The 23,097-nt window shown below is 70.6% G+C and carries 28 protein-coding genes and 1 tRNA gene; 8 read left to right on the top strand and 21 right to left on the bottom strand.

The features are described from left to right. Nucleotides 1-13: 13 nt before the first annotated feature. From ACWEFL_RS02620 to ACWEFL_RS02545, 16 genes are all read right to left on the bottom strand, one after another. The gene (locus ACWEFL_RS02620; RefSeq protein ID WP_451706364.1) at nucleotides 14-2,569 is read right to left on the bottom strand and encodes a phage/plasmid primase, P4 family; all 2,556 of its coding nucleotides are present in this window, start codon (nucleotides 2,567-2,569) and stop codon (nucleotides 14-16) included. A 155-nt stretch (nucleotides 2,570-2,724) separates the two neighbouring features. Further along, nucleotides 2,725-3,378, bottom strand: coding sequence for a hypothetical protein (locus ACWEFL_RS02615; RefSeq protein ID WP_451706363.1), 654 nt, complete (start codon nucleotides 3,376-3,378; stop codon nucleotides 2,725-2,727). Further along, nucleotides 3,375-3,806, bottom strand: a complete 432-nt coding sequence (locus tag ACWEFL_RS02610; RefSeq protein ID WP_451706362.1) for an HNH endonuclease signature motif containing protein — start codon at nucleotides 3,804-3,806, stop codon at nucleotides 3,375-3,377. The genes ACWEFL_RS02615 and ACWEFL_RS02610 overlap by 4 nt, the downstream gene beginning before the upstream one ends. Beyond that, the gene (locus tag ACWEFL_RS02605; protein WP_451706361.1) at nucleotides 3,803-4,603 is read right to left on the bottom strand and encodes a hypothetical protein; all 801 of its coding nucleotides are present in this window, start codon (nucleotides 4,601-4,603) and stop codon (nucleotides 3,803-3,805) included. The genes ACWEFL_RS02610 and ACWEFL_RS02605 overlap by 4 nt, the downstream gene beginning before the upstream one ends. Beyond that, nucleotides 4,600-4,758: a hypothetical protein gene (locus ACWEFL_RS02600; protein WP_451706360.1), complete on the bottom strand. Its 159-nt coding sequence runs from the start codon at nucleotides 4,756-4,758 to the stop codon at nucleotides 4,600-4,602. Before ACWEFL_RS02600 ends, ACWEFL_RS02605 begins: the two co-directional genes overlap by 4 nt. Nucleotides 4,759-4,846: 88 nt before the next feature. Continuing rightward, nucleotides 4,847-5,536 carry a DNA methylase gene (locus ACWEFL_RS02595; RefSeq protein WP_451706358.1) on the bottom strand — a complete coding sequence of 230 codons (690 nt, stop codon included), beginning with the start codon at nucleotides 5,534-5,536 and terminating at the stop codon, nucleotides 4,847-4,849. Continuing rightward, nucleotides 5,533-6,342 carry a hypothetical protein gene (locus tag ACWEFL_RS02590; protein WP_451706356.1) on the bottom strand — a complete coding sequence of 270 codons (810 nt, stop codon included), beginning with the start codon at nucleotides 6,340-6,342 and terminating at the stop codon, nucleotides 5,533-5,535. Before ACWEFL_RS02590 ends, ACWEFL_RS02595 begins: the two co-directional genes overlap by 4 nt. Continuing rightward, nucleotides 6,339-6,512, bottom strand: coding sequence for a hypothetical protein (locus ACWEFL_RS02585; protein ID WP_451706354.1), 174 nt, complete (start codon nucleotides 6,510-6,512; stop codon nucleotides 6,339-6,341). Before ACWEFL_RS02585 ends, ACWEFL_RS02590 begins: the two co-directional genes overlap by 4 nt. After that, on the bottom strand, nucleotides 6,505-6,741 hold the full coding sequence (locus ACWEFL_RS02580) for a hypothetical protein (RefSeq protein WP_451706353.1): 237 nt from the start codon (nucleotides 6,739-6,741) through the stop codon (nucleotides 6,505-6,507). Before ACWEFL_RS02580 ends, ACWEFL_RS02585 begins: the two co-directional genes overlap by 8 nt. Further along, nucleotides 6,741-7,097, bottom strand: coding sequence for a response regulator transcription factor (locus ACWEFL_RS02575; RefSeq protein ID WP_451706351.1), 357 nt, complete (start codon nucleotides 7,095-7,097; stop codon nucleotides 6,741-6,743). The genes ACWEFL_RS02580 and ACWEFL_RS02575 overlap by 1 nt, the downstream gene beginning before the upstream one ends. Continuing rightward, nucleotides 7,094-8,110: a hypothetical protein gene (locus ACWEFL_RS02570; RefSeq protein WP_451706350.1), complete on the bottom strand. Its 1,017-nt coding sequence runs from the start codon at nucleotides 8,108-8,110 to the stop codon at nucleotides 7,094-7,096. The genes ACWEFL_RS02575 and ACWEFL_RS02570 overlap by 4 nt, the downstream gene beginning before the upstream one ends. Beyond that, nucleotides 8,107-8,415: a hypothetical protein gene (locus tag ACWEFL_RS02565; RefSeq protein WP_451706348.1), complete on the bottom strand. Its 309-nt coding sequence runs from the start codon at nucleotides 8,413-8,415 to the stop codon at nucleotides 8,107-8,109. The genes ACWEFL_RS02570 and ACWEFL_RS02565 overlap by 4 nt, the downstream gene beginning before the upstream one ends. Further along, nucleotides 8,412-8,789, bottom strand: coding sequence for a hypothetical protein (locus tag ACWEFL_RS02560; protein ID WP_451706346.1), 378 nt, complete (start codon nucleotides 8,787-8,789; stop codon nucleotides 8,412-8,414). The genes ACWEFL_RS02565 and ACWEFL_RS02560 overlap by 4 nt, the downstream gene beginning before the upstream one ends. Then, on the bottom strand, nucleotides 8,786-9,634 hold the full coding sequence (locus ACWEFL_RS02555; RefSeq protein ID WP_451706344.1) for a phage antirepressor N-terminal domain-containing protein: 849 nt from the start codon (nucleotides 9,632-9,634) through the stop codon (nucleotides 8,786-8,788). Before ACWEFL_RS02555 ends, ACWEFL_RS02560 begins: the two co-directional genes overlap by 4 nt. A 95-nt stretch (nucleotides 9,635-9,729) precedes the next feature. After that, nucleotides 9,730-9,978 carry a hypothetical protein gene (locus tag ACWEFL_RS02550; RefSeq protein WP_451706341.1) on the bottom strand — a complete coding sequence of 83 codons (249 nt, stop codon included), beginning with the start codon at nucleotides 9,976-9,978 and terminating at the stop codon, nucleotides 9,730-9,732. Further along, nucleotides 9,975-10,181: a helix-turn-helix domain-containing protein gene (locus ACWEFL_RS02545; protein WP_451706338.1), complete on the bottom strand. Its 207-nt coding sequence runs from the start codon at nucleotides 10,179-10,181 to the stop codon at nucleotides 9,975-9,977. The genes ACWEFL_RS02550 and ACWEFL_RS02545 overlap by 4 nt, the downstream gene beginning before the upstream one ends. A 203-nt stretch (nucleotides 10,182-10,384) precedes the next feature. Here ACWEFL_RS02545 and ACWEFL_RS02540 point away from each other — a divergent pair, with 203 nt between their 5' ends. The 3 genes from ACWEFL_RS02540 to ACWEFL_RS02530 all read left to right on the top strand — a co-directional run bounded on the left by ACWEFL_RS02540 (nucleotide 10,385) and on the right by ACWEFL_RS02530 (nucleotide 12,735). Then, nucleotides 10,385-10,882, top strand: a complete 498-nt coding sequence (locus tag ACWEFL_RS02540) for a helix-turn-helix transcriptional regulator (protein WP_451706337.1) — start codon at nucleotides 10,385-10,387, stop codon at nucleotides 10,880-10,882. A gap of 227 nt (nucleotides 10,883-11,109) precedes the next feature. Further along, a complete protein-coding gene (locus ACWEFL_RS02535; RefSeq protein ID WP_451706334.1) occupies nucleotides 11,110-11,388 on the top strand; it encodes a hypothetical protein in 279 nt (92 codons plus the stop codon). A 3-nt stretch (nucleotides 11,389-11,391) separates the two neighbouring features. Then, entirely contained in the window at nucleotides 11,392-12,735 is a 1,344-nt protein-coding gene (locus ACWEFL_RS02530; RefSeq protein ID WP_451706326.1) for a hypothetical protein, read from the top strand. 96 nt (nucleotides 12,736-12,831) lie between these two features. Here the strand turns inward: ACWEFL_RS02530 and ACWEFL_RS02525 are convergent. Next, nucleotides 12,832-12,903, bottom strand: a tRNA-Val gene (locus tag ACWEFL_RS02525). A 221-nt stretch (nucleotides 12,904-13,124) separates the two neighbouring features. Here ACWEFL_RS02525 and ACWEFL_RS02520 point away from each other — a divergent pair. The 4 genes from ACWEFL_RS02520 to ACWEFL_RS02505 all read left to right on the top strand — a co-directional run bounded on the left by ACWEFL_RS02520 (nucleotide 13,125) and on the right by ACWEFL_RS02505 (nucleotide 16,586). Continuing rightward, the gene (locus ACWEFL_RS02520; RefSeq protein WP_451706324.1) at nucleotides 13,125-13,961 is read left to right on the top strand and encodes a DUF4097 family beta strand repeat-containing protein; all 837 of its coding nucleotides are present in this window, start codon (nucleotides 13,125-13,127) and stop codon (nucleotides 13,959-13,961) included. 322 nt (nucleotides 13,962-14,283) lie between these two features. Beyond that, nucleotides 14,284-15,651 carry a hypothetical protein gene (locus tag ACWEFL_RS02515; protein ID WP_451706322.1) on the top strand — a complete coding sequence of 456 codons (1,368 nt, stop codon included), beginning with the start codon at nucleotides 14,284-14,286 and terminating at the stop codon, nucleotides 15,649-15,651. Nucleotides 15,652-15,772: 121 nt separating this feature from the next. Next, complete coding sequence (locus ACWEFL_RS02510; protein WP_451706319.1) at nucleotides 15,773-16,342, top strand: DUF4383 domain-containing protein; 570 nt, start codon at nucleotides 15,773-15,775, stop codon at nucleotides 16,340-16,342. Between the two features lie 10 nt (nucleotides 16,343-16,352). After that, nucleotides 16,353-16,586: an FmdB family zinc ribbon protein gene (locus tag ACWEFL_RS02505; protein WP_451706317.1), complete on the top strand. Its 234-nt coding sequence runs from the start codon at nucleotides 16,353-16,355 to the stop codon at nucleotides 16,584-16,586. Between the two features lie 126 nt (nucleotides 16,587-16,712). On the opposite strand, the gene ACWEFL_RS02500 is transcribed toward ACWEFL_RS02505, so the two are convergent. Both ACWEFL_RS02500 and ACWEFL_RS02495 read right to left on the bottom strand, forming a co-directional pair. Next, entirely contained in the window at nucleotides 16,713-17,357 is a 645-nt protein-coding gene (locus ACWEFL_RS02500; RefSeq protein ID WP_451706314.1) for a response regulator, read from the bottom strand. Then, nucleotides 17,348-18,598, bottom strand: coding sequence for a sensor histidine kinase (locus ACWEFL_RS02495; protein ID WP_451706311.1), 1,251 nt, complete (start codon nucleotides 18,596-18,598; stop codon nucleotides 17,348-17,350). Before ACWEFL_RS02495 ends, ACWEFL_RS02500 begins: the two co-directional genes overlap by 10 nt. Nucleotides 18,599-18,708: 110 nt before the next feature. Between ACWEFL_RS02495 and ACWEFL_RS02490 the strand changes: the two genes are divergently transcribed. Continuing rightward, nucleotides 18,709-19,386, top strand: coding sequence for a DedA family protein (locus ACWEFL_RS02490; protein ID WP_451706308.1), 678 nt, complete (start codon nucleotides 18,709-18,711; stop codon nucleotides 19,384-19,386). Between the two features lie 203 nt (nucleotides 19,387-19,589). Here the strand turns inward: ACWEFL_RS02490 and ACWEFL_RS02485 are convergent, their stop codons facing one another. Together ACWEFL_RS02485 and ACWEFL_RS02480 are read right to left on the bottom strand one after the other, a co-directional pair. Next, nucleotides 19,590-20,390 (bottom strand): HAD family hydrolase, encoded by an 801-nt coding sequence (locus tag ACWEFL_RS02485; protein WP_451706307.1) that lies wholly within the window; start codon nucleotides 20,388-20,390, stop codon nucleotides 19,590-19,592. Next, nucleotides 20,387-23,029, bottom strand: a complete 2,643-nt coding sequence (locus tag ACWEFL_RS02480) for a phosphoribosyltransferase domain-containing protein (RefSeq protein ID WP_451706304.1) — start codon at nucleotides 23,027-23,029, stop codon at nucleotides 20,387-20,389. The genes ACWEFL_RS02485 and ACWEFL_RS02480 overlap by 4 nt, the downstream gene beginning before the upstream one ends. Between the last annotated feature and the right edge of the window lie 68 nt (nucleotides 23,030-23,097).

Below are 23,097 nucleotides of genomic sequence, written 5' to 3'. Positions count from 1 at the left end.
GGGCGTGACACGTTCACCACCTGCTTTCGGAGTCGTCTTCGGTGACCGCCTGGTTGAGCCGGATGCCGTCGAAGAATCGACAGCGGTTATTGCGGTCCAACTGGACGTTGAACGGTGGCTTCTGGAGCTGGGCAGCGAACTTCTTCGCCGAGACCGGCTTCTCTTCGCCTTCCTGCTGGCACCAGGTCTCGTAGGCGCCGCGGAGGTGAGCGCTGGGGGTCTGCATTCCGAGGGCCCCAGGGGTGCCGAGAGTGCACATGTCGGCGACAAAGCGGGCCACGGTGTCCTGGTCGCCCTGGTACGCCTCGGTCGCGGCCTGGACCGACGCGGGCGTGCTCAGCCCGTGCGCGTTGTAGTCCGCGGCTCCTCGGATCAGCCACGCGAGGATGGAAGGGGCTTCCTCGTCGACGAGCACCTCTTCGAGATGCGGGTCTCGCAGGTGCTCGGGGACAGTGTGGAGGAAGGGCACCAGGCGCAGGCGTCGCCAGAACGCGGGGCCACCTGTGCGTACTGCGGGCTTGTGGTTGCCGAGCAGCCACAGGGTGTGGGTGGGTGCGAAGGAGAAGAAGTCCTGGCGCATGAACCGGCCGGTGATGATGTCGCGTCCGGTGAAGAGTTTGATCCGGGCCTCGGCGAACCGCTGACCGTCGTCCAGTTCCGAGGCGACGACCATGCGGGCGCCAGCGAGACGAGCGATTTCGGTCGGGTGCGAGTTCTGCGAAGAGGCGAGGAGCATCTCGGACGGGGCGGAGATCGCGTATCCCGTCTCACCGATTCCGATGATCCGCATGACGGTGTCGGCGAGCGTCGATTTCCCGTTGGCTCCGTCGCCGAACGCGAAGGGCAGGATTTGCTCCAGCACGGTGCCGATGAGTGAGACTCCGAGGAGTCGCTGAACGTACGTGATGGTCTCGGAATCGCCTTGGAACGTGTCGTGGAGGAACTTCAGCCAGCGTTCGGCCGGCTTCTCGAAGTCCGGGGCCACCGTGGTGGTGCGGGTGTGCAGCGACGCCGGGTCGGGGGCGCTGAGCTGCCCGGTGTGCAGGTCGACCACCCCGGCCGGTGTATTGAGTTCCCAGGGGTTCGCGTCGAGAGAGGCCAGCGGGGCGACAATGCGGGGGTCAGTACGGGCGACCTTGACCATGGATTCCAGGCCGCGGGCCGACAGGGAGCGGGCCCGGTGCTGCGCTTCTCCTTCGCCGTTGGGCAGTGCGCGGGCGATGACGCGAGCCAGTTCGTAGACAGTTCCGGTCTCGTCCCACTTCCAGCGGTGTCCGTCCCAGACGAGCCAACTGCGCTGCGGGCAGTAGCGGATGCCGCTCTCGTGTTCGTCGACGAGGCGGAGTGCGTTTCCGTCGTCGGTGCGGGTGTACGTCTGCGGCCCGTCGGGGTCTGCGGCTGGGTGTTGGACGATGTTGAGGGCGGCCGTTCCGTCGGTGCTCGGGCGCGGGCTGGGTACTGCGGTGAGGTGGCGTACGGGCTCCGGGGCGGGCGCTCCGTAGCCCTGGCGGCGCAGCTCCCGCGCTGCGCCGGTGTGGTCGCCTCCGTGGTTGAGGAGGGTGTGGGCACCGAACTTGGTGTACGGGCGTTCCGGAACGAACTCGGTGGACGTGGTGAAGACGTAGAGCCGGTCGCGGTCCATGGCGCGCCCGGTGGTTGCCGAGGGTTCGCGTCCGTCCTTTCCGGGGCGCTGCCAGTAGGTGGTCTGCCCGCTGGTGAAGAGGCGTCGCCAGCCGTGGGGTTCGAGGATTTCGGACCATTCGGTGCGCTGCTCGAAGTCGTCCCCGGGGGTGATACCGCCGGTGGCGGGGCTGTCGTTGGTGGAGAAGAGGAATGCCGCGGCCTCGTCGAGGGGTTCGGGGCGTGCCGAAGGCGTCGTGGCCTGCGGCTCGTCCGTGGGGACGGTGTTGAGCATGCGGCAGATGGTGTGCAGCGCCTTGTGCTCGTCGGTGCTGATCGTCGGCATCGTCGCCGGGCCACCGGCGAGGAGTTCGTACGGTCGGCCGCTGGCGTGGACCGGGCCGTGCGAGGGCGCGGTGACAACGAAGCCGCCTTCGCCGCGGGTCTCGATGAGCCCTCGAATGATCTTCTTGCCCGGATGCTTCTCCAGGAGTTCGCGTTCCGCCTCGGTGTATTCGTCCTCCCGGGCCGGGCGGGATGCGAGCTTGGTGTTCCCGGGGACAGGGGCCCCAGTGATGCGGTAGTGGAGGTGGAGGCCGCCGGAGGGGGAGCGTTCGAGCCACCCGGTGGCGATCCGCATCCACAGCTGGTCGAGGCCCGAGTTGGTGAGGATCTCGACCAGTTGGTCGAGGACTCCTTCGTCGACGGCGCGGCCTTCGAATTCCAGCATCTCCAGTCCCCCGGAGACAGCGCCGCAGATGACACCGACCCCAGGGTGTCCGTGGGCGAAGAGGCTGTGGATCTGGTGTTCTTCGAGGCGTGTGGTCTGGAGGTGCTGCCACGCGCCTTGAGGGCGTTTGGATCCGTCGGTGCGGACGGCGACGACGGAGCATCCGGCCGCGTGCAGGGCGAGTGCCGCGGCGAGGGTGTCCGGGGTGGTGTCGCTCAAGATGACGGTTCTCCTTGCGCGTGCGGTACGGGTGTCTCGCCCGGGGCGGGGTCTGGTGGCCGGCCGCCCCGGGCGGTGTTGCTGAGGGCTGGTTGGTCCGCCTGCCGCCGCGCCAGGGGAGGGAGGGGCGCGCGGCGACAGGCGGGGATTGCGGGTTAGAACCCGGGGACGTCACCCGGGGCAGCCGCTGCGGCTTGCTGCTGGGCGATCAGTGCCGCGGTCGCCGGGTTGTTCATGGCGGCCTGGAGCTGCTCCGCAGTGAGACCCGGGACGGTTGCGGCGGGTGCCGGGGCAGGCGCGGGGGGCGCGGTGTACTGCTGCTGCGCCGGTGCCGCCTGCGGGACACCAGGGTCGGGGGTGTTCAGCGCGACGGTGGCGGCGGGGGTGTAGGTGGCGTCGAAGTTCTTCGGTGCGTTGAAGCGGGGGTTCTTGCGCTCTCCGTCGCGGACGTAGGTGACGGTGAGGGTGCCGCCGACTTCCAGGCCGCGGGCTCCGGCGGCGCGGACGGCCTGGGCGATCACGGTCTTCATCTGGCCCTTGACGTAGAGGCGTCGTGCCCCGTCGTCGTCCGGGTTGGCCGGGTCGCGCTCGGTGGTGGCGAGGGTGACGACGAGCTGCATCTGCGGCGATCCGTCGTCCCAGAACTTGGCCTCGCCGGTGGTGTAGTCCTTCTGCTGCTCGACGGTGGGCCGCTCGGTGATCCGCCCGGAGACGGAGTTGCCGATGGCGGGGAACTTCGCGGAGGTGACGCCGCCGCCCATCAGAAAGTCATCGGCACTGGGGACCTGGTGCTGCGCGGGAACGGTCATGACTGCTTCTCCTTGGTGGTGTGCTTCTTGGCTGCGTAGAGACGGGCGTCTTTGCTGCGCTTGCAGGTCCGGCAGTTCCGTCGTCCATGCGGCGACACATAGGTATTCGCGTCGCTGTAGAGGTGGCCCTGGGGGCAGGTGGTCTTCGCCGAGTTCGGAAAGTGCCCGCGGGCCACGTTCACCTGGTGCGCTACCGGCTCCAGGTGCCAGGGGTTGACGCAGGTGGTGGTCCGGCAGAGGTGGTCAAGGACCAGCCCCTCCGGGATCGGAGCCTGCATCAGCTCGAAAGCGATCCGGTGGGCCATGGCCATCTGCCGGCCGTCCCAGAAACGGCCGTAACCGTCCGGGGCGATGGCCGCAGTCCATGTCCAGCAGGTCGCGACATCGCCGCCGCTGACCTTCGACCAGAAGCGCTCTTCGAGAGTCATGCGATCAACGCCTGGAGGGTGGCGCCCGTGTTCGCGGGCTGGGCTCCGGGGCAGCCTTGGGAGAGGTCGGTGCTGCCGGGTTTGAGCCAGGGGCAGAAGCGGCAGTTCGGCTTCTCCGGGGTGGGGATGTCGGCCCATCGCTGGGGGTGGGCTTCCGGGTCGAGGTCCATGACGCGGTCTCGGATGCGGTCGAGGCGGGCGAGCGCGTCGAGGGCGATGGTCCGGTCGTACGGCTCGGACCAGACGTGGACGCGCAGCTCGTGGTAGCGGGCGATGAAGACGATGACGACGCGGTTCACGGTCTCGCCGGCGTTCTCCTGGCCGAGGCCGTAGAGGTGGGCCTGGATGCGGTACTTGTCCCCGGGGCCCTGGCGGCGGTACTTGTCGAGGGAGGACTGGCCGACGAGTTTCCAGTCGAGGTTCGCGGCGAGCATCCGGTCGAACAGGTCCGCCGACCCGGCGAGCGTCGCCTGCGGGGTGTATCCCTCGCGGACGGTGACCCGGTCCTCGATCTTGTACCGGCTGCCGCCGAGCGACTCGTTGCGGGCTTCGAACTTCTCGCCGATCCACATGTGGAACCCGGTGCCGATGATCGCCGCGATCGGATCCCGTGCGGTATTGCTTTCAGGCCAGTCGAGGATCTTGTAGGAGAGCTGCCGCTCGCACGGCTCGCCTACCTCGGACGGGCCGATGGCCTTCTGGAGACTGCGGGCGCTGTTGCTGTCGGCGTCGATGATGAACTGGCCGATGCGCTCGGCGAGCCGTTCGCTGTACTCGTCGCTTCCGGTGGCGATCATGTGTCCTTCCGGGGTGGTGTGGCGGCGATCCGGCGGCAGGTCCACAGGGTGTGGACGTCGATGCCGGGCTGGTTGTCGGGTGCGGCCGGAACACGGGCTTGGTGGCGGCGGTTGAGTGCGGCGAGGAGTGCGCGCAGGCGGCGGGAGCCGATCACTCGTCACCCCCAGGCATGAGGCGGCCGGTGGGGGTGACCCGTCGGCCGGCGGCCGGGACGGTGGTGGTCCCGGCCAGCGGTGTCGTCGTCATACGGCCACCTCCTGCCGGGCGGTCAGGAACGCCGTCCCGATCCACTCGGTGTAGGCGGGCGGGATCGCCTCGGTGAGTTCCTCGCGGACGTCGGTCCAGTCGATGCCCATGGCCTGTTGCATCTCCGCGACGGTCGCCTTGCCGCCGCCGGTTCCGTAGGCGGCGACGTAGGGGCCGTCGCGGTAGGCACCGTGCCGCCAACCGCGCACAGGACCCCGGTGGCGGGGGTGCGCCGGCTGCCCCGTACTCCAGCCGCCCAACTCGAAGTTGCGGTGCCGCAGGACTCCGAGCCCGAACTGTTCCCCGCACAGGGTCAGGTCCTTGCGGATCGGGGCCCGGCCGCCCGGCTGCTCGATCACGTACGGAAGACCGGTCGCGTCCAGCAGGGTCCGGGTCGCGCCGACGAGGTCGACGTGCGTACCGCCCCATCCCTGGGAGGCGTTGGTGCCCACGGTGAGCGCGCATCCGTGCTGGCAGGGCGGGGACGCGTGGACGAGCCGGTACCGGCGGATCTCTCCGGTGGTGATCAGGTGGGCGAGGTGTTCGAGGGCGTCGCCCCGGTGGTAGGGGAAGGGGTAGCGGGGGCGGTGGGCGATGTCGCAGCCGTGGACGTCGAAACCGGCCCGGTGGTAGCCCACCGCGGCCCCGCCGGCGCAGGAGAACAGGTCGAGCAGCAGGGGCGTCATGCGGTGTCACCGCCTGTCGGGGTGCCCGGCGCGGGCACGACTGCCTCAGGTCGGGGCGGCAGGTCCTCGTCCGGGACCGGCCCGCACGGGCCGTCGTGCGCCACCCTCCGGTAGCAGGTGAACGGCCACTCCATACGGCCCAGATCGGCGCCGCAGAACTGGTACTCGTGCTCAGCGGGCTTCGTGAGCGGGATCCCGGTCAGGTGCCGGATCTCACGCTGGCCGATCGTCCGTTCGGAGACGAGCCGGTCGCCCCGCCAGTGCTGGCTCCGTCGCATCCAGGCGGCGAGCCGGTCGAGGCTGGCCTCCGGCTCCGGGCCGTTCTCGGGCTGCGGGGTGGGCTCGGCGGCCAGGGCGGCGACGGTGTTGGCGGCGTCGTGCCACTCCTGCGCCCGCTCCTCCAGGGCCCGGCTCATCCGCTCGTCGGCAAGGTCGGACAGCTCCCCAGCCCGAGCGCGGAGCCGGGCCTCGGCCTCGCGCAGGACATCGGCGCGGGTCGGCTGCGACGGGACGTCCGCGTTCAGCAGCGCGACCAGATAGGCGGCCAGCGGCACCGACCACGTCTCGATCTGCGGCCAGGGGCAGCAGTCGTAGACGCCGCCCTCGTCGCGGACCGGATCGTCCGGGCTGTCGATCATGTGCAGGGATCCGGGGGCGGTGCACACGGGGGCGATGCCGTCCGGGGACTCGCTGTCGGTGATGATCACCCGCCACGTCGGGAAGGGTGTACCGGGCGTGGCGAGTGCGTCGGCAGCGTACTGACGGGCTTTCTCCAGCGCTGCGTACAGGTCGTCTCGGGCGGTCATGCGGCGGCCCTCCGGGGCTCGGTGTCGGGCACGGAGCCCGGAACGGTGGTGGGACGGGTGGCGCGCCAGCGGCCCGGAGCAGCCCACAGGCCGTCCTCCGCCATCGCCTGCTCCCAGGCGGCCGTCATCTCCTCAGCCGGATCGGGCAGGTAGTCGGTGCGGTCAGGCATCGCGGTCACCGCCGGGGTGGGAGTCGTCGTGTCGGTCGTCGTACGAGCGGCAGACAAAGCTGCACCAGGTCGTGCCGGGCGGCACCGGGCGCGGGCACTGCATGCACGTCGCCAGCACCGGCTTGGCAGGAGGCTCCGGGTCGACCGGGCGCGACGGCAGCCGGTCGATCGCCACCCGGACGGCGGCGAGCAGCAGCACCGCCACGACAATCCACAGCGCGGCATGCATCACGACGACTCACCCGCCGGTACCGGCATGTGCAGCAGCCCGGACCGGACCGCCCGCGCCACCGCCTCACCAGCCGCACCCACACCCAGCACCCGGTACAGCGCCACCCGATGGGATTTCACCGTCGACTCCGACACGACCAAGCGGCGCGCCGTCTCAGCCACGGACTCACCGGCAGCGATCCCGGCGAGCACCGCCATCTGCCGCTGGCTCAGCGCGGGCACCTCGGCGGGCGGGGTGAACTCGGCCGCCACGTCGTCCGCGAGAGCGCGCACCTGCCGTACGGTCAGAGGGAGGGCGTGCCGGTCAGCCGAGGCGAGGAGCAGGCTCAGGAGCTGGTCACGAACAACGCTCACGACGGCTCACCGCCCTTGCGCGCAGCACGGCGGGCCCGCATCCGGGTCAGGACTTGGTCGTCCGTGGGCTGCTGCCAGGAGTGCGTCCCGGCGGCCTCCGTCCACTGCCGGGCGTGCCCCCGCTTGGGGATGCCGCACACTCCGCACCCCTGCGGCTCGACGAGCGCCACCGGCCCGGACTGCCGGTCAGCGAGCATCCGTCGCGCGGCCCGCCGCCCCGGATCCGTCTCCGTCTCCCCAGCCGCCCGAGCCTCCAGCCGAGCAGCGTCCGCCTTCAGCTCGCCGAACTCATCCGCGCGGGCCACGGCGGCGGCGACCTGCGCCTTGTAGGTGCACACCGAGCACGGCTTGCCGTAGTAGTAGCCCGCACCGCATGCCCGGCACGTCTGGATCGGCGTGGGCGTCAACGCCTCCAGCTCGGACACCCGGCACCACGGGCAGCCCCGCCGGTCGTCGACCGCCCGCAGCCACGTCGGGTGCGCCCCGTCGGAACACACCGCCGAGACCCTGCCATCGACAGCACCGAGATCGAGGGACTCGAACTGCGCCACCCGGTCCCGCAGACGCTGAATGTCCCGCATCCGGAAATCGGCATGCGCCCGAAGTTCAGCCACCCGAGCCCGCAGACGCTCCAGCTCGGCCCGCAGTTCGACCGCGATCTGACCGAGCGCCACCGAGGTCATGCAGCCGCAGCCACGACGAACCACCGGACGGCTCAGATACTCATCCAGGCGGACCTCGGCAGGCGTACGGCGCGGCCCGTCCCCCGGGCCCGCGTGCCCCAACGGCACCGGCAGCGCACCCTGAGCCTCCACGGCGCGCGCCGTCTCCTCACGCGACGCACGCTCGCTGTCCGCCGCGTCGCGGTGCTCCTCCGAGCAGTACGCAACGGGCTCGCTGTCGAGGTAGTCGCGATCGATACGCCCGTACCGGTCGCGCGGGGCACTCTTGCTGTACCAGCCGGTGAACTGCGTCTCGCCGCAGTAGCCGCACTCGCTGATCCGGGTACTCACGACACACCGCCCGCAGCCTCGGCATACGGCACACCCATCGCCCACACGGAGACGGTCACACCGTCCACCGGCGCGGAGATCTCCAAGTGCGGACGGACGTCGGCGGAGGTCCCCGGCCTGACGTCCTCCGGAGCCACGCGCAGCGCCGTCCGCCACGCCTCCAGGCCCTCCAGCTCGACCATCACGGACACCCGGTCCGGATAGACCTCCGAGATGTGGAGAGACCCGCCCGGCAGATACGGGTACGCCTCCACTAGCCGCGACAGAACGTGGACGGCGGCAGCCTGATCCTTCAGCGTGCTCACACCGCCACCCCCTCAGCAGCAGCGGCAGCGGACATCGCGTCGCGGATCTCCTCCAGCACCGGCTCATCCCACGGCACCAGTACGGAGACCAGCACCAGCACCGACGGCCACCCCGGCTCGGCGAGCGTCCCGGTGCGCAGCGTCCACACCTGGAACCTGTCGCCTGCCTCGGTGACGGTGACCGTGCCGCCGCGCACCTCCAGCCACCTGGCCAGCACCCCGGTGTCGGTGGAGCGGATACGGACCGCGTCGTAGTCAGCGGTCAGGCCCGGGATCGGCAGGCCGTACACGCAGCTCTCCGTCTCGACAGCCTGACGGCCACGAACCCGCAGCCGCTCGGCCTCCACGAACGACAGCTCAATCGGCGTCGTCATGCCACACCGCCCAGCGCGATCACGGACTGCACGTCGTAATGCCGCGCGAGCTCCGACCACGCCTTGTCGAACAGATCGACGTCGCGCTGCGTGTACACGGCCACGTCCCGGAACACCCCGTCGACCGGACGGCTGATCTTCTGCGGGTCCCGCTCATACCGAGCCCGATACAGCGCCGCCACCGTCTTCCCCAGCCGGGTCCGCGCCGACCGCATCTGACCCTTCGAGACACCGGCCTCGGTCAGGAAGTCCTCACAGGTGATCGTCACGTCCAGCGGGTCGATGTCCGGCTCCGTACCGGTCATCCGCGCCAGCTCATGCCGGGCCATCGCCTCGATGTACGACGGGTTCACGAGGCCGAACTGCTTCGCCACGCCCATCGCCGACAGGCGGGCCTCAGCCGTACGCGCACGCTCCGCGTCGTCCAGCTGGTGCCGCAGCTCCGCGATCTCCTCGACGCCGGCGCGCGGGTTGATCGCACCGCCCCGCGTCCAGTACGCCTCGATCGCGTCCGCAGTCTCGTTCTGGAACGCGACCAGGGTCGGGCGGACGGACTCGGCGACGCGGTTCTCGTTGATCGTCGCCAGCAGCATCAGGAACGTACGGACCGGGACGACCTTCATCTCGTACGTCTTGCCGTCGGCACCAGTTGTGGGGCTCTGACCCACGACTGCCCACGACCGCTTCCGCAGCTTCGCGAGCTGGGTGGAGTAGTCCAGCCCGAGGTCCTCGACGGCGGGGCGCAGCACGACGTGCGGCTGCCCGTCGACCAGGACCGTGTGAATCGAACCGGCGGACAGGTCGAGCTTCACGACCTCGCGCGGCTCAGGGGATGATGGGGACATGCGTCCCCCTCCTCTCGATCGGATGTGGATCGGATGGGGTGGGTGATGCGCAGGGGTCGCTGCGGACGGGCAGGTCCGGGCGGCTCCGAACTACGTCAGGCGGCGGGCTTCGTGAACGGCTCGACCTGGTACATCTCGTTGATGGCTCGGCAGTGCCGGAGCTGGAGCGTGATCGCCTTGCGGTTGTTCACGTGCGGGATCTGCCGGGCGTAGGCGAGCTTGCGGATCATTCGCGCGCCGATCGGGACCAGGCGCAGCGCGGCTGCCTCTTCCGGCGTGTAATGGCGCTCTTCCGCCTCGGCGGCCGACAGAACCGGCTCCAGCGCCGTCGGGCTGTTGCTCACGGGATCTCCTCATGGGTGATGGCTGCGACCGGCACTTCGAGGGCGTGAGCGATGCGCTCTACGGTCCGATCGCTGGCTCCGGCGAGCCCGCGTTCGAGCCGGGACAGATAGCCCCGATCGAGCCCGGTGTGCCGAGAGAGAGCGCGCAGGCCCGTTTTCCGAGCCGTACGGAGTGCCCTGATTGCAGTGCCGTTCGGTTTCACGCTCTGAAGCTAGCCTCGCAGAGAGCATCGCGCAAGCACTTGGAGCGCTTTAGGGGCACTCTTTCAGAGCTTTACGGGTGCGGTCGGGCGTACTGGAGTGGCACGCGTGCAACCATCAGGCACGCTTTGTGAGCCAAACCGGCTGGTCACAAGGCCGGATGTCGGCTCCCCGGTTGCATGTAGGTGAGGCATGATGGTGAGCCATGACCAAGGACTGGGTACGGCTCGGGCGGAAGCTGGCCGCTGCGCGCGACGCGATCAGCCTGACTCAGGTGCAGATCGCGGAACGTATCGGCGTCACCCGCACACCCATCCAGTCCATCGAGCGGGGCGACGACCGCGCCAAGATCACCGGCACGATGCGCAGCTACGCACGCATCGTCGGGTGGGCTGATGGATCCACTGAGGCCGTGCTCGTCGGCGGGGATCCGGTCTACGTCTCGGAAGCGCCGGCCGAAGAGGGGGCGGCGGTCGCGGAGCCTCGACTGCCTGCTGTGCTTCGTGCCGAGCTGTCCGAGGGCGAGATCCTCGACCACGGGGTCTACGACCTCACCGAGGACGGGTCGAGCCGCATCGTCGTCGTGGCAATCGGCCCGGAGGGGGCCTCGGCTGACGAGATCAAGGAATTCATGCGCGCATGGCGTCAACGTCGGCGCGTGCTAAGGCAGTTGGAGAATGAAGAGCCGCCCGAAGGGAGTTGATCGTTCGTCATTTTGGTGCAGCCCCTGCACAATCCGCGCACACTGTGGTTGCATGTTTCCCTCATCGAGGGGGCCACCTTGCATAGAGGGGGCTGGCTATGCGCGTGATAGTGCTGCGCGACCACAGGGTGCCGTCCGGGTCACTGGCCGTGGACGACAGATACATCATGACGGCAGACCGGAATTGGGTCCTTTCCGAAATGGTCGCCACATTCAATCCCGACGACATGCCAGCCGCCACAGCCGACGACGTCTCCGCCGCGTTCACCATCGAGGCACAGCGGTGGGCGCAGGCCAACAGGGGTCGACTGGAAGCCGTGGCCCCGCCCAAAATCCAGGTCCTGCGGGTGTCTCTGCCCCCAGGCACGCGGGTCCTGATCGAGGACGATCTCGACGCTGTCACCATACTTTTCGATGAGTACGCGATCACCTCCGCAGGTGCGCAGGCGTGGGAGGACCACCTCGTCTGGCGAGCCGAGACATGGAGGCGACGCGACGGAGGATGATCCATGGCCTACGCCGAAAAAGTCTTCAAGGTCAAAAACGGGAAACAGACCAAGCAATTCACTTGGCGCGCCCGGTACAAACTGCCAGACGGAACGTACGGCAGCGAGCCCGGATTCCCCACCAAGAAGATCGCAGAGAACTGGGGGAATGCGCAGGAGGCCGCGATAAGCGCGGGCGTCTGGATAGATCCCGCAAAGGCTCAGACCAATTTCGGCGAATGGGTCGAGATCTGGAAGGGCGCGAACAAACCGCGACCCGGTACCGTCACCAAGCGTCGACATCTCCTCGACAAGATCCTTCTGCCCGCCTTCGAGTTCACGCCTCTGGTAGAGGTCAACAACGTGTTCACGGTGAAGGCGTGGGCGACGAAGGCCGCGAAGCCTCACGGTTCCCATGACGCAGTCACGGTCGGACAGGCTCGCAGTCTCTTGAGCAGCATCCTGACCGGTGCGGAGGACGCCGGGTACATCGCCGCGAACAAGCTGTACGGGCGGAAGATTGCCATCAACAGCCACTCCCCCGCGTCCGCCAAGGAAGAGGTCTGGGCCCAGCCGGACGAGGCGCACCTCCTGTACCAGCGGCTCGGTGGCGTGCACGGCCTGATGGCACTGGCCGACTGCTACCTGGGGCCGCGGTGGGGCGAGTTGACCGGGCTTCACAAGGACAACTGCCTGATCAAGCGAGTGGATCGAGCGGGCGGACGGCAGTTCACCCGTCACGTCATCCGCATTGACCCGCTCATCGGGGCTCTCCACGAGGATGAGTTCGAGCTGGACGACGAGGGACTTGCGGCATGGCACGCCGCGGAGGATGCGCGGCTGGAAGTGTGCCGTGAGAAAGGCTGGAAGGCGAAGCGCCGCAAGGTCCCCACGGCCATCGTGAAGCTGTACCTCGGCCCTCCGAAGAACGATTACAGCGCGCGGGAGATCGACGTGCCCCCGTTCCTCGTGAAGCTCATCGGCGCACACATCGAGTCGTGGCCGTACGACCATCCGTTCACCACACCGAGCGGCGACTGGTGGCGGCGCGGGAACTTCGGCCGGGTACTGAGGCCGGCGGCGGACGGGCGGGAGGCGATACCCCGGAAGCGTGGGTTTGCAGGCCGGGAGGCGTGGGTGCCGATCCTGTCGGGGTTCACGATGCGCGGGGCGCGGCATACGCACGACACGTGGATGAAGGAGGACCGGGTGGACAGGGCTCTGCGGTTCGCGACAATGGGGTGGGTCCCGAAGGACATTGAGGGCGTGTACGAGCATGTGACGCCGGAGATGCGGCGGCATCGTCTGGACTGCCTGGAAGAGCGCTGGAGGCGCGGCCAGGCGATTGTTCCCGCCGGGGCGGGATAGCTCCTTGCCGGAGTTGATCTCCCAAATTTCTCCTAAACGATCACAGCGGAGCCCCCTACCGATCTTGGTAGGGGGCTCCGCTGCTGGTCAGCCACGTGGGCGCGGACGGTTTCGAACCGCCGACATCTGCCTTGTAAGGGCAGCGCTCTACCGCTGAGCTACGCACCCGTAGATGAGAGAACAGCCTACATGGCCGATGGCCCTGCCCCGCAAACCCGCTTCCCCCGCCCTGCGGGCCCGGGGCTGGGGCTCGGTGGGCGGGGAAGGTGGGGATATCCCCACCTCAGAACCGGTGGCCGACCGGATCGTACGGGGTGCCCGGCGGCCCATAGCGTGAAGGCACACCCGCAGATCGAGCAGGGACAGACACGGCAGAGGGAACGATCACCATGAGCACCGCCCGTCGCACCGGTACGCATGCCACAGGCTCGGCTCCCGCGGGCTCGCGTTCCGCGGGGAGGCGTGCCGGGCGCGCGCTCGCGCTGATCGGGGGTGGGGGTGCGGTGCTGCTCGCGCTCACCGGGTGTGGGAGTGCGAACGCGGACGAGGCTCCCCAGGAGCGGAAGTCGTTCGCGCTGGAGGGGAAGAGCCTGGAGATCGATTCGGACAACTCCGTGCTGGAGATCGTGCCGGCCGATGTGCGGGAGGTGGAGGTGACGCGGCAGGTCGACGGGTGGGTGTTCGCGGGGAGCGGGCCGGAGAAGTCCTGGAAGCTGGAGGGGGGCAAGCTCACGCTGCGGCTGTCGTGCGAGGCGGTCATGAGTGACTGCGAGGGGCGGCACACCGTGAAGGTGCCTCGGGACGTGAGCGTCAGCGTGAACAGTGAGAACGGGGACGTCACCGCGTCCGGGTTCGGGCAGCCGTTGAAGATCCGGTCGGGCAACGGGGATGTGGATGTCCGGGAGACCACCGGAGAGCTGGATCTCGCGGCGGACAACGGCCGCCTGACCACCGATGACGTAACGGTGAGGCACCTGAAGGCGAGTTCGCAGAACGGGAAGGTACGGATCGGTCTGAAGGCGGGAACCGCCGCCGAGCGGATCGAGGCCACGAGCGACAACGGGAAGGTCACCGTCGAGCTGGCTCGCGAGAAGGCTCCGTACGCCGTCACCGCGGAGACCGACAACGGGTCGGTCGACGTGGACGTGCCACGGGACGAGTCCGCCCCGCATGTGGTGATCGCCCGGAGCGAGAACGGGGATGTGACCGTACGGGGCGCGGAGTAGACGCGGACCGGATCGGACCGGACCGGGGCCGAGCACAGACCGGACCAGGCGGGGGCGAGTACGGACCAGGTGCCACGCCTGGCACTGACCACGCAGCGCGTGGGGCGGCACGGAGCGGGGCGGGCGGCGGGCGCGGCCCCGGCGGGGCGTTGAACGGCCCGGAGTGGGAGGGGAGCAGGCGCGCGGGAGCGCGGAGGGCAGGGGCCATGCGGGCCCGGCAGCCGTACGGAGATCGGTGAACCGCGAACCTTTCGACCCGTGTGTTCGTCGGTACCAGGTGGGAGAATGAACCGGGTACGGCGACACAGCACGGGAGAGGGATGTGACGGCGACACACACGCGGCCGCACGCAAGCGCGAAAGCGAGTGCCGTCCGGGATGTCCTCGCACTGGTGCTGTCGCCTGTGCCGTTGCTCGTCGCCACGTTGTCGGGGACGTTCCCCGGGGGCGGGACCCGGCGCTGGTTCGGCGGCCGGGGAGAGAGCCAGCGGGCCGACGCGCAGGCGGCGAAGGACGCCGCCGCCGCGGCTTTCTACGAGTTGGACACCGCCCAGCGGGATCTGCGGATCTCGATCGAGACGATCACGGCGGTGGACAGTTCGCCGGAGGCGCGCCGGGCCGTGGACGGGTTCGCGGCGCTCGGACGGCGGATCGACGAGGCGAGCCAGACGTACATCACCGCGGTGGACACGCATGACCTCGACCGCGACGATCTGGAGGCGTCCGTCGCCTCCCGCGCGCGGGGTGAGCTGAACCGGGCCAAGGACGAGCTGGTACGGGTGAAGGCGGAGCTGGACCGGTTCGGGGACGGGCTCGGGCCGCTGCTCGACAAGGCGGAGACCCAGCTCGCCCGGCTCGCACCCGCCGTGGAGCGGGCGCGGGCGGCGCTCCTCGCCGCGAGCAACGCTCTCGACACGGCGCGCGGCTCCGGCATGCGGGCCGACGACCTCGCCGCCCGGCTGGCCGCCCTCGGCCCCGAGCTGACCAGGCTCAACCAGGGCGCCGGACAGCACGGAGTCGCCGAGACCCTCCAGCGGGCCGACCGCGTCCTGCGCGACGCCGAAGCCGTACGGGCCGAGGCGGAGCGGCTCCCCCAGCGCGCCGAGGAGATCGACAGGCGCCTGGTCTCCCTCCGTACCCGTGCCCAGGCCCTCACCACCCGTGCCGGATCGGTCGAGCCGGTCCTCAGCGAGTTGCGGCGGCGTTTCTCCGCCGCCTGCTGGCAGGACCTCCAGCCCGTTCCCGAGCAGGCCGCAGACAGTGTGCGCCAGGCGGAGGAGAAGCTGAAGGAAGCGGGCAAGGCCCGTGACGAACAGCGCTGGGCCGATGCGACGGCCCTCCTCGGGACCGTGCGCGCCCTGCTCAACACCACCGACGAAGCCGTCTCCGCGGCCGGTGACCGGCTCCAGCGGCTCAACGCGGTCGCCAAGGATCCGCAGCAGGAGATCGACCGCACCCGGTTCGCCGTACGGGACGCCCAGCGGCTCGCCATGGCCGGCCGTCACACCCCGGACCCCCGTCATGCCCGGCCGCTCGACGACGCGGTCGCCCGGCTGGACCGGGCCGTAGCGGCGTTGGAAGGCCGGCACCCCGACTACTGGCGGTTCCTCAACGAGACGGAGGCCGTCCGGCGCACCGCCGCCCGTGTCGTCGAGCAGATCAGGGAAGAGCGGGGCGCCGGAGCGACCTGATGAGGGCTTCGGCCGTCTCGGGTTCCGGCCCCCGCCGCCCGGCCGCGGGCCCGGTGATTTGAACCGGGGCGGGGACAGGCGGATGCTGGTTGGTACGAGTACGTCCCCGAGGAGGCCGGACATGGCCGCACACGTACTGCACAGCAGAAAATCCCATGCCGAGCGTGCCGTGCACCGCGAGCGCGTCAAGCTGGACGAGCATCTCCCCGTCGATCACCGTCTCAGCCGTGTCTACCGTGTCGGCGCCGGGCTGATGGGCCTGTTCCTGATCGCCTTCGGCATTCTGGGACTGATCAACAAGATCGGCTTCTTCAGCACCGCGGGCGACACCGTCATCGGCCTCAACACCAATGGCGCGCTCAGCGTCCTCTCCCTCTGCGTCGGTGGGCTCCTCCTCGCCGGGATGGTCGTCGGAGGCAATTTCGCCTCGACGCTGAACATGGTGCTCGGAGTCGCCTTCATCGGCAGCGGCTTCATCAACCTCGCCCTGCTGGACACCAGCTTCAACCCGCTCGCGTTCCACATCCAGAACGTGCTGTTCAGCTTTGTCGTGGGCCTGCTGCTGATGTTCTTCGGGATGTACGGAAGGGTCAGCTCGACGCTCCCCCATGACAATCCGTACTGGCGGGCCCGCCATCCCGATGAGGCGGCTCGTGAGCAGCAGGCGCGCGAACCTCAGGGGAACCCGTAGCCTTACCCGCATGCCCCGTTACGAGTACCGCTGCCGCAGCTGCGACGACACCTTCGAAGTGGACCGGCCGATGGCCCGGTCGTCCGATCCCGCGAGCTGCCCCGCCGGGCACGGCGACACGGTCAAGCTGCTCTCGGCCGTCGCCGTCGGCGGTGCGAGCGCCAGGTCCGGCTCCGCGGGCCCCGCGCCCAGCGGCGGTGGTGGCGGAGGCGGCGGCTGTTGCGGTGGTGGCTGCTGCGGCTGACGGGCCGCTGAACGGCGGATCCGGGCTCGCGGAGACTCCGCGCTGGGCCGCGCGGACCCCCGGCCCGGCCGCCAGGCCGCCCGGCCCAGGTTGGTTCCGGAAATCCGAGCCCGGTCGCCCCGGCGGTCAGGAGCCCAGGTAGCGGAGTACCGCCACCACCCTCCGGGAGTAGCCCGCCGTCCTCGTCAGCCCCAGCTTGTCGAAGATCGCGTTGATGTGTTTCTCGACGGCGCTCTGTGACACATGGAGCCGCTTCGCGATCACCCCGTTCGCGTGGCCCTGCGCCATCTGTGCGAGGACCTCCCGCTCACGCGCCGTCAGCCGGGAGAGCGGGTCCGCGCGCGTGCTGCGGGCGAGGAGCCGGCGTACGACCTCCGGGTCGAAGGCGGCCCGCCCCTCCCCCACCCGCTCCAGCGCGTCGAGGAACTCGTCCACCTGGACCACGCGGTCCTTCAGCAGGTAGCCGACGCCCTCCGATTCGCCGGCGAGCAGTTCGGTCGCGTAGCGCTTCTCCACGTACTGCGAGAGCACCAGCACCCCCACCTCCGGCCAGCGGCGGCGGATCTCCAGGGCGGCGCGCAGGCCCTCGTCGGTGTGGGTCGGGGGCATTCTGACATCGGCGACCACCGCGTCCGGACGCTCCCGCTCCACCGCCTCCACCAGCCGCGCGCCGTCGCCGACCGCCGCCAGGACCTCATGGCCCTCCTCCGCGAGCAGCCGTACGAGCCCCTCCCTCAGCAGGGTCGAGTCCTCGGCGAGGATTACGCGCATGGCAGCTCCGCGGTGATCGTGGTGGGCCCGCCGGACGGGCTGTGCACCGCGAAGTGGCCGTCGAGCGCGGCGACCCGGCTCGCCAGCCCGGTGAGCCCGCTTCCGGCGGGGTCCGCGCCGCCCGAGCCGTCGTCCTCGACGCTCAGCCGCAGCGTCCCGCCGTCGCGGCGCAGCGTCACGGTGATCCGGGTGGCTCCCGAGTGTTTGACCACATTGGTGACGGCCTCGGAGACGACGAAGTACGCCACCGTCTCGACCTGTCGCGCGGGCGGCGGCTCCACGGCGTACTCCAGGCGTACGGGCAGGTGGGTGCGTTCGGCGACCGTCTCCAGGGCCGCGTGCAGTCCGGCCTCGTCCAGCACCGTCGGATAGACCCGCCAGGCCGCTTCGCGCAGCTCTGCCAGGGCGAGGCGGCTCTCCTCATGGGCCTGGAGGATGAGCTGATCGGCGCGCTCGGGGTCGCGGCTGCGGCGGGCTCGGCCCAGGAGCATCCCGAGGGCGACGAGTCGCTGCTGTACGCCGTCGTGCAGATCGCGCTCGATACGGCGGCGCTCGCCGTCGACCGCGTCCATCACCTCCGAGCGGCTGGTCGCCAGCTGCGCGATGCGCCGTTCCAGTGCCTCGTGGTGGCTCGGGCCGAGGAAGTGCCGGGCCAGCCGGCCTTCCAGCAGGACCGTGCCGTACACGCCCTGAGCGCAGAGGACGACGATGAAGATCCCGAGGAGGCCGGTGGCGGCGACCGCCGCCGGATAGTCGATGGGGACGAAGATCCAGCCGAAGAGCGCGAACAGCGTCCAGGACAGGCCGATGAGGAGACAGGACAGGATCAGCCCGCCGAGCAGGCCCAGCGGTATCCGGGCGGCGGTGTAGCGGGCGGCGCCGGCGGCTTCGACGGTGGCGGGGGTGGGCGTCCCGAGGAAGCGGCCGAGTCTGCGCCGCTCGATGTCGGTGATCATGACCGCGAGCGCGCCCAGGGGGCGCAGCAGGGCGCGCCGGCCGCGCGGCCAGGCGAGGACGGAGAGCAGCGCCAGGGCCGCGGGCAGGGCCAGGAGCAGTTCGACGAGGGCGGTGACCGATCCGGCGGCCAGACCGGCCGTGTACCGGGCGCCGCGCACCACGGCGGCCTTGGCCGGGCTCGGCGCCGTCCCGTCCACGGCACCGCCGCCCACCGCGCCCACCGCGTCAACCGCGGCTCCCGCCCTTGTGTCCGCCTTCACATCCGCCTTCGTGTCCGCCTTCATGCCTCGGCACGCTAACGGGTCGGCCGGTCCGCGCACACTGCGGTGAACCGCAGGATTGCGTGCGGCGGGCTTCAGTTTTCCTTCAGGCGATTTTTCCTAGCGTGGTACACATGAACCATATGATCGTCACCTCCATGAACAGCGCGGCGGCTTCGGCCGCGGGCGTCGAGAGCAGCGCGCCCGGCTGGATCAACAGCCTGATGGACACTCTCGGAGCCCCCGGCGCGGGCATCGCCATCGCTCTGGAGAATCTGTTCCCACCGCTGCCCAGCGAGGTGATTCTGCCGCTGGCGGGCTTCGCTTCGAGCGCGGGACAGATGAATCTGCTCGCGGCGCTGCTGTGGACGACGATCGGCTCCGTCGTCGGCGCGCTCGCGCTGTACGGGGTGGGGGCGCTGCTCGGCCGGGAGCGTACGGTCGCGATCGCGGCGAAGTTGCCCCTGCTGAAGGTCTCGGACATCGAGCGCACGGAGGCATGGTTCGCCAGGCATGGCGCGAAGGCCGTGTTCTTCGGGCGGATGATCCCGATCTTCCGCTCACTGATCTCCATTCCGGCGGGGGTCGAGCGGATGCCGCTGTCGCTGTTCCTGACCCTGACGACGCTCGGCAGCGCGATCTGGAACACGGTCTTCGTGCTCGCCGGCTACGCGCTCGGGGAGAACTGGGAGTCGGTGGCGGGCTACGTCTCCACCTACTCGCGGGGCGTGCTCGTGGCGGCGGTGCTCGCCGTGGCGGCGTTCGTGGTCGTACGGCTGCGGAAGGCGGGCACGGGCAGGCGCAGGGCGTGACGGACGCGCACGGGTCGCGCCGCCGCGTCTCCCTGTGAGCCCGGCCCCGTCCACCGACGGACGTCCGCGGCGCGTACGCGGCCGACTCGCCGGACCTCCTGCCCGGCCCGTCCGCCGCACGCGGTCCACCGCACCCCGTCCGCCCGTCCGCCCCAGCGCCCCAGCGCCCCCGGTCCCGATCCCAGTACCGGTCCCGTTTACCGCTACCGCTCCACGAGGAACCTGCGCAGGATCTCCTCCCCCGCCGCGACACCGCGCTCCTCCAGCGACACCACATGGGGCGCGCTCCAGCCGACGTCGGCGAGTTCGCCGTGGCCCGGACGCCAGCCCCGGTCGGCGGCCTCCAGGAGATCGGCGTCGAGGAGCGAGTCGCCGGCCGCGAGGATCCGGTCCGTTCCGGCACGGTGGGCGACCTCGCGGACCGCCGCGCTCTTGGTGAGCGGCTTCGGCACGGCGTACACCTTGCGGCCCTGGAGCGAGACGGACCAGCCGCGGCCGTCGGCCCAGTCGGCGAGTTCCTTGAGCCAGTCCTCGGGCAGCAGGGCGCGGTCGACGACGAGATACGCGAACAGTTCCTCGGCGACGCGCTCCTTGAGCAGCCACGCGGGGTCGGCGACGGCGATCAGATGGGCGCGCACCTCGTCGAGCGAGGCGCACTCGTCGGCGAGGCGGGCGGCGACCCGGCGCCGCCAGTGCGGGTCCGAGACGCCGTCGACGAGGATGTGGCCGCCGTTGGCGCAGACCGCGAACCGCGGTGCGGGGCCGGGGAGGCGGATACGCCCGTACTGCTCGCGGGTCCGGGTGGTGGTCGGCACGAAGACGGTCTCGGCGGCCAGCCGGGGCAGCAGCCCGGCCGCCGTCTCGGTGAGGTACGACAACGGCTTGGACTGGTACACCTCCACACAGAGCAGCCGTGGGGACTCCGCGTCGGGCGTGGTGAGGTGGAGGGCTCCGGCGGAGTAGATCAGCGTACGGTCCAGATCACTGGCGACGAGCGTGCTCACAGCGCGGTCACCGCCCTGCCGTCGGCGCCGGTCGCGCCCCGCGTGTACTGGGGGTGGATCAACCCGACGCAGCTGTACGGGAGTTCCCCGACCTCCTCGACGGGGACGCCGCGCTGTTCGGCGAGCAGGCGCACATGGTCGAGGTCGGCTCCGGCTCCGGCGCGGGCGAGGATCTTCCAGGGGACGCGGCGCAGCAGGACGCGGGTGGTCTCCCCGACGCCCGGCTTGACCAGGTTGACGTCGTGGATGCCGTACTCCTCGCTGATCCGCTCGACGGCGGCCCAGCCCTCCCAGGTGGGGGCGCGGTCGGCCGAGAGCAGTTCCTTGACGTCGGCGTCCACGGCCGCCGTCACCTCGCCGAAGCGGGCGGCGACGGTGTCGAGGAAGTCGTTCGAGACATCCGCTCCGGCCAGTTCGCGGTAGAACTTGCCGCCGTGGTAGTCGTGCGGCCCGACGAGGTCGGCGCGCAGGACCGTACGCGATATCAGGCCGGACACCGTGGAGTTGAGGCAGGCGGAGGGGATCAGGAAGTCCTCGCGGGTGCCGTAGGTGCTGACGCAGCCGCCGGGGTCGGCGAGCACGGCGATCGACGGGTCGAAACCGGTGAGGTCGTCGCAGGCCGCGAGGGCGTCGGCGAGTTCGCGGGTGATCGCGCCCTTGCCGGTCCAGCCGTCGACGAAGACGACGTCGGCCGGGTCGTGGTGCCGCTGGAGCCAGCGCAGCGCGTTGGCGTCGATGCCCCGGCCCCGGACGATGGACACGGCGTAGTGCGGCAGGTCCAGGCCGTGTCGTTGCTGTGCCCAGCGGCGCATCAGTACGCCGACGGGCGTGCCGGCGCGGGCGAGGGAGACGAGGACGGGCCGGGAGGACCGCTCGGCGAGCACGGTCTCGGTGACGGTGCCGACGGCGCGGGCGATACGGGCGGCGGATTCGGCGAGCGCCCGCTGGAAGAGCCGCTGGTACTCGGCGCTGGGCTGGTACTCCACCGGCAGTGACTCGGCGTAGTGCGCGCCGCCGCTCTGGATCGCCTCCTCGCGCTCCTCGGTGGGGGCCTCCAGCTCGGCGTCGGACAGGTCCTGGAGCAGCCAGCCGACGTCGTCGGGCGCGTACGAGGAGAACGCGGGGCCGCGCAGCGGCTCGGGCAGTTCGGGCGGCTCGGGGGCCGTGGACGCCATGGGGGCCTTTCGCGGTATGTGGCTGGGGACGACGGCCAGCAGCAGGTGCCGGGTGTGGGCGGCGAGCTGTGCCAGCAGGCCGTCGGGGGCGTGCAGTTCGGGGGTGTCGGCGGTGGAGTCGACGACGGCGACGACGGCGTCGAACCCGGCGCCGGCGACGTTGTAGGCGTACCGCTCGCCCGGTCCCTCGGCGGGGGCGTCGTGGGCGGGGAAGGCGATCCGGGTGCGGATGGCGTAGCCCGGGTCGTCGACGGCGAGGACGGGCGAGCGGGTGGTGGTGGAGTAGCGGACCTCGGCGTCGATGAGCTGTTCCAGCTGGGTGCCGAGGCGCAGGGGCGCGTACATCAGTTCCTCGGAGCCGAGGACGAGGACGCGGCGGGCTCCCGGTTCGAGGGCGTCGGCGATCCGGCCGGCCATCGCGGGCAGGGCGCTCTCCAGCCGCTCCCGGTGTCCGGGCAGGAAGCCGTGGCGTCCGCCGTCGGGTACGCCGGGGGGCCACGACAGCTCGACGCGGGAGACGGGGGCGACAGGAGCGACAAGGACAGTGGGGTCTGTCGGCTCCGTGAGCCCTGCGACCCCTGTGATCGCTGTGGTTCCTGCGGTCTGCATAGCGCCGGTGGTTTCCGCGAGACGCACAGGGTCTGTGGGGTGCTCGGCACCCGTCGGGCGCGCAGGGCCTGCGGGGTCCGCGGGGTCCGCGGAATGCGCAGGCCCTGTGGGGCGTACCGGCGGGCTGCCGGGGGTTTCCTCGCGCGGCGGGGACGCCTCGTGCTCCGCGACGAGGGCCTGGCCCTTCTCCAACACGCCGTCCGGGAGGCGTACCGTCCCCGAGGCGAGGGCGATCAGGTCGATCCGTGCGCCGATCTCCGCCGCGAAGGACTCCAGCCGGCCCCGGTCCTCCGGGGAGCGCATGTCGACGAGGGCGACGATCACGTAGTGGTCCCGCGGGTAGCGCTCGTGGAGGGCGCGGATCGTGTTCAAGACGGTGTTGCCGGTGGAGAACTCGTCGTCCACGAGGATCAGCGCGCCCGTGGCCGCCAGCAGCCCGGTGTCCTCGGGCAGGAGGAGGTGCGAGGTGGCGTGGGAGTGGGACTCCTCGAAGCCGCCCGCGCGGGGAACGCCGTCGACCGGGCGGCGGGTGGAGTGGAGGTAGGGCGCGAGCCGGACGCCGTCGGCGACCGAGTGGCCGAGGCCGGTCGCCGTCTCCGCGTAACCGAGGACGACCGAGCGGGCCGCGGTCTCGTCGCCGAGGAGCGCGCGGACCCGTGCCCCGAGACCGCGCCCGGCCTCGTACACGACGGCGGGCGACTGGGGGATGTGCTTGCCCAGGACGTTCGAGACGAGCAGATGGGCCCGTCGGGGGTTGCGGCGGAGGGCGAGCCCCAGGAGCGAGCGCAGCCGCCCGTCTCCTTCGAGGCCGACGCCGAGCCGTTCCGCGACCCATGTTCCCGACCAGACCGTCACTGCGTCTCTTCCTCTCGCCGAAGACCCTCGTTGACCGGCGAACCGTTTCGCCGGAGTTTCCCGCCCAC

Source organism: Streptomyces sp. NPDC004838 (genome assembly GCF_053600955.1).
The sequence above is the reverse complement of the archived record's forward strand: the minus strand, read 5'-3'. Positions and strand labels throughout refer to the sequence as shown.

Bases quoted from the DNA above. Each gene is read 5' to 3' on its own strand.
- ACWEFL_RS02490 (WP_451706308.1), top strand. From the start codon at position 18,709: ATGAACCATATGATCGTCACCTCCATGAACAGCGCGGCGGCTTCGGCC.
- ACWEFL_RS02615 (WP_451706363.1), bottom strand. From the start codon at position 3,378: ATGACCGTTCCCGCGCAGCACCAGGTCCCCAGTGCCGATGACTTTCTG.
- ACWEFL_RS02595 (WP_451706358.1), bottom strand. From the start codon at position 5,536: ATGACGCCCCTGCTGCTCGACCTGTTCTCCTGCGCCGGCGGGGCCGCG.
- ACWEFL_RS02605 (WP_451706361.1), bottom strand. From the start codon at position 4,603: ATGATCGCCACCGGAAGCGACGAGTACAGCGAACGGCTCGCCGAGCGC.
- ACWEFL_RS02520 (WP_451706324.1), top strand. From the start codon at position 13,125: ATGAGCACCGCCCGTCGCACCGGTACGCATGCCACAGGCTCGGCTCCC.
- ACWEFL_RS02580 (WP_451706353.1), bottom strand. From the start codon at position 6,741: ATGCATGCCGCGCTGTGGATTGTCGTGGCGGTGCTGCTGCTCGCCGCC.
- ACWEFL_RS02590 (WP_451706356.1), bottom strand. From the start codon at position 6,342: ATGACCGCCCGAGACGACCTGTACGCAGCGCTGGAGAAAGCCCGTCAG.
- ACWEFL_RS02555 (WP_451706344.1), bottom strand. From the start codon at position 9,634: ATGTCCCCATCATCCCCTGAGCCGCGCGAGGTCGTGAAGCTCGACCTG.
- ACWEFL_RS02560 (WP_451706346.1), bottom strand. From the start codon at position 8,789: ATGACGACGCCGATTGAGCTGTCGTTCGTGGAGGCCGAGCGGCTGCGG.
- ACWEFL_RS02585 (WP_451706354.1), bottom strand. From the start codon at position 6,512: ATGCCTGACCGCACCGACTACCTGCCCGATCCGGCTGAGGAGATGACG.
- ACWEFL_RS02530 (WP_451706326.1), top strand. From the start codon at position 11,392: ATGGCCTACGCCGAAAAAGTCTTCAAGGTCAAAAACGGGAAACAGACC.
- ACWEFL_RS02610 (WP_451706362.1), bottom strand. From the start codon at position 3,806: ATGACTCTCGAAGAGCGCTTCTGGTCGAAGGTCAGCGGCGGCGATGTC.
- ACWEFL_RS02505 (WP_451706317.1), top strand. From the start codon at position 16,353: ATGCCCCGTTACGAGTACCGCTGCCGCAGCTGCGACGACACCTTCGAA.
- ACWEFL_RS02535 (WP_451706334.1), top strand. From the start codon at position 11,110: ATGCCAGCCGCCACAGCCGACGACGTCTCCGCCGCGTTCACCATCGAG.
- ACWEFL_RS02500 (WP_451706314.1), bottom strand. From the start codon at position 17,357: ATGCGCGTAATCCTCGCCGAGGACTCGACCCTGCTGAGGGAGGGGCTC.
- ACWEFL_RS02510 (WP_451706319.1), top strand. From the start codon at position 15,773: ATGGCCGCACACGTACTGCACAGCAGAAAATCCCATGCCGAGCGTGCC.
- ACWEFL_RS02540 (WP_451706337.1), top strand. From the start codon at position 10,385: ATGACCAAGGACTGGGTACGGCTCGGGCGGAAGCTGGCCGCTGCGCGC.
- ACWEFL_RS02495 (WP_451706311.1), bottom strand. From the start codon at position 18,598: ATGAAGGCGGACACGAAGGCGGATGTGAAGGCGGACACAAGGGCGGGA.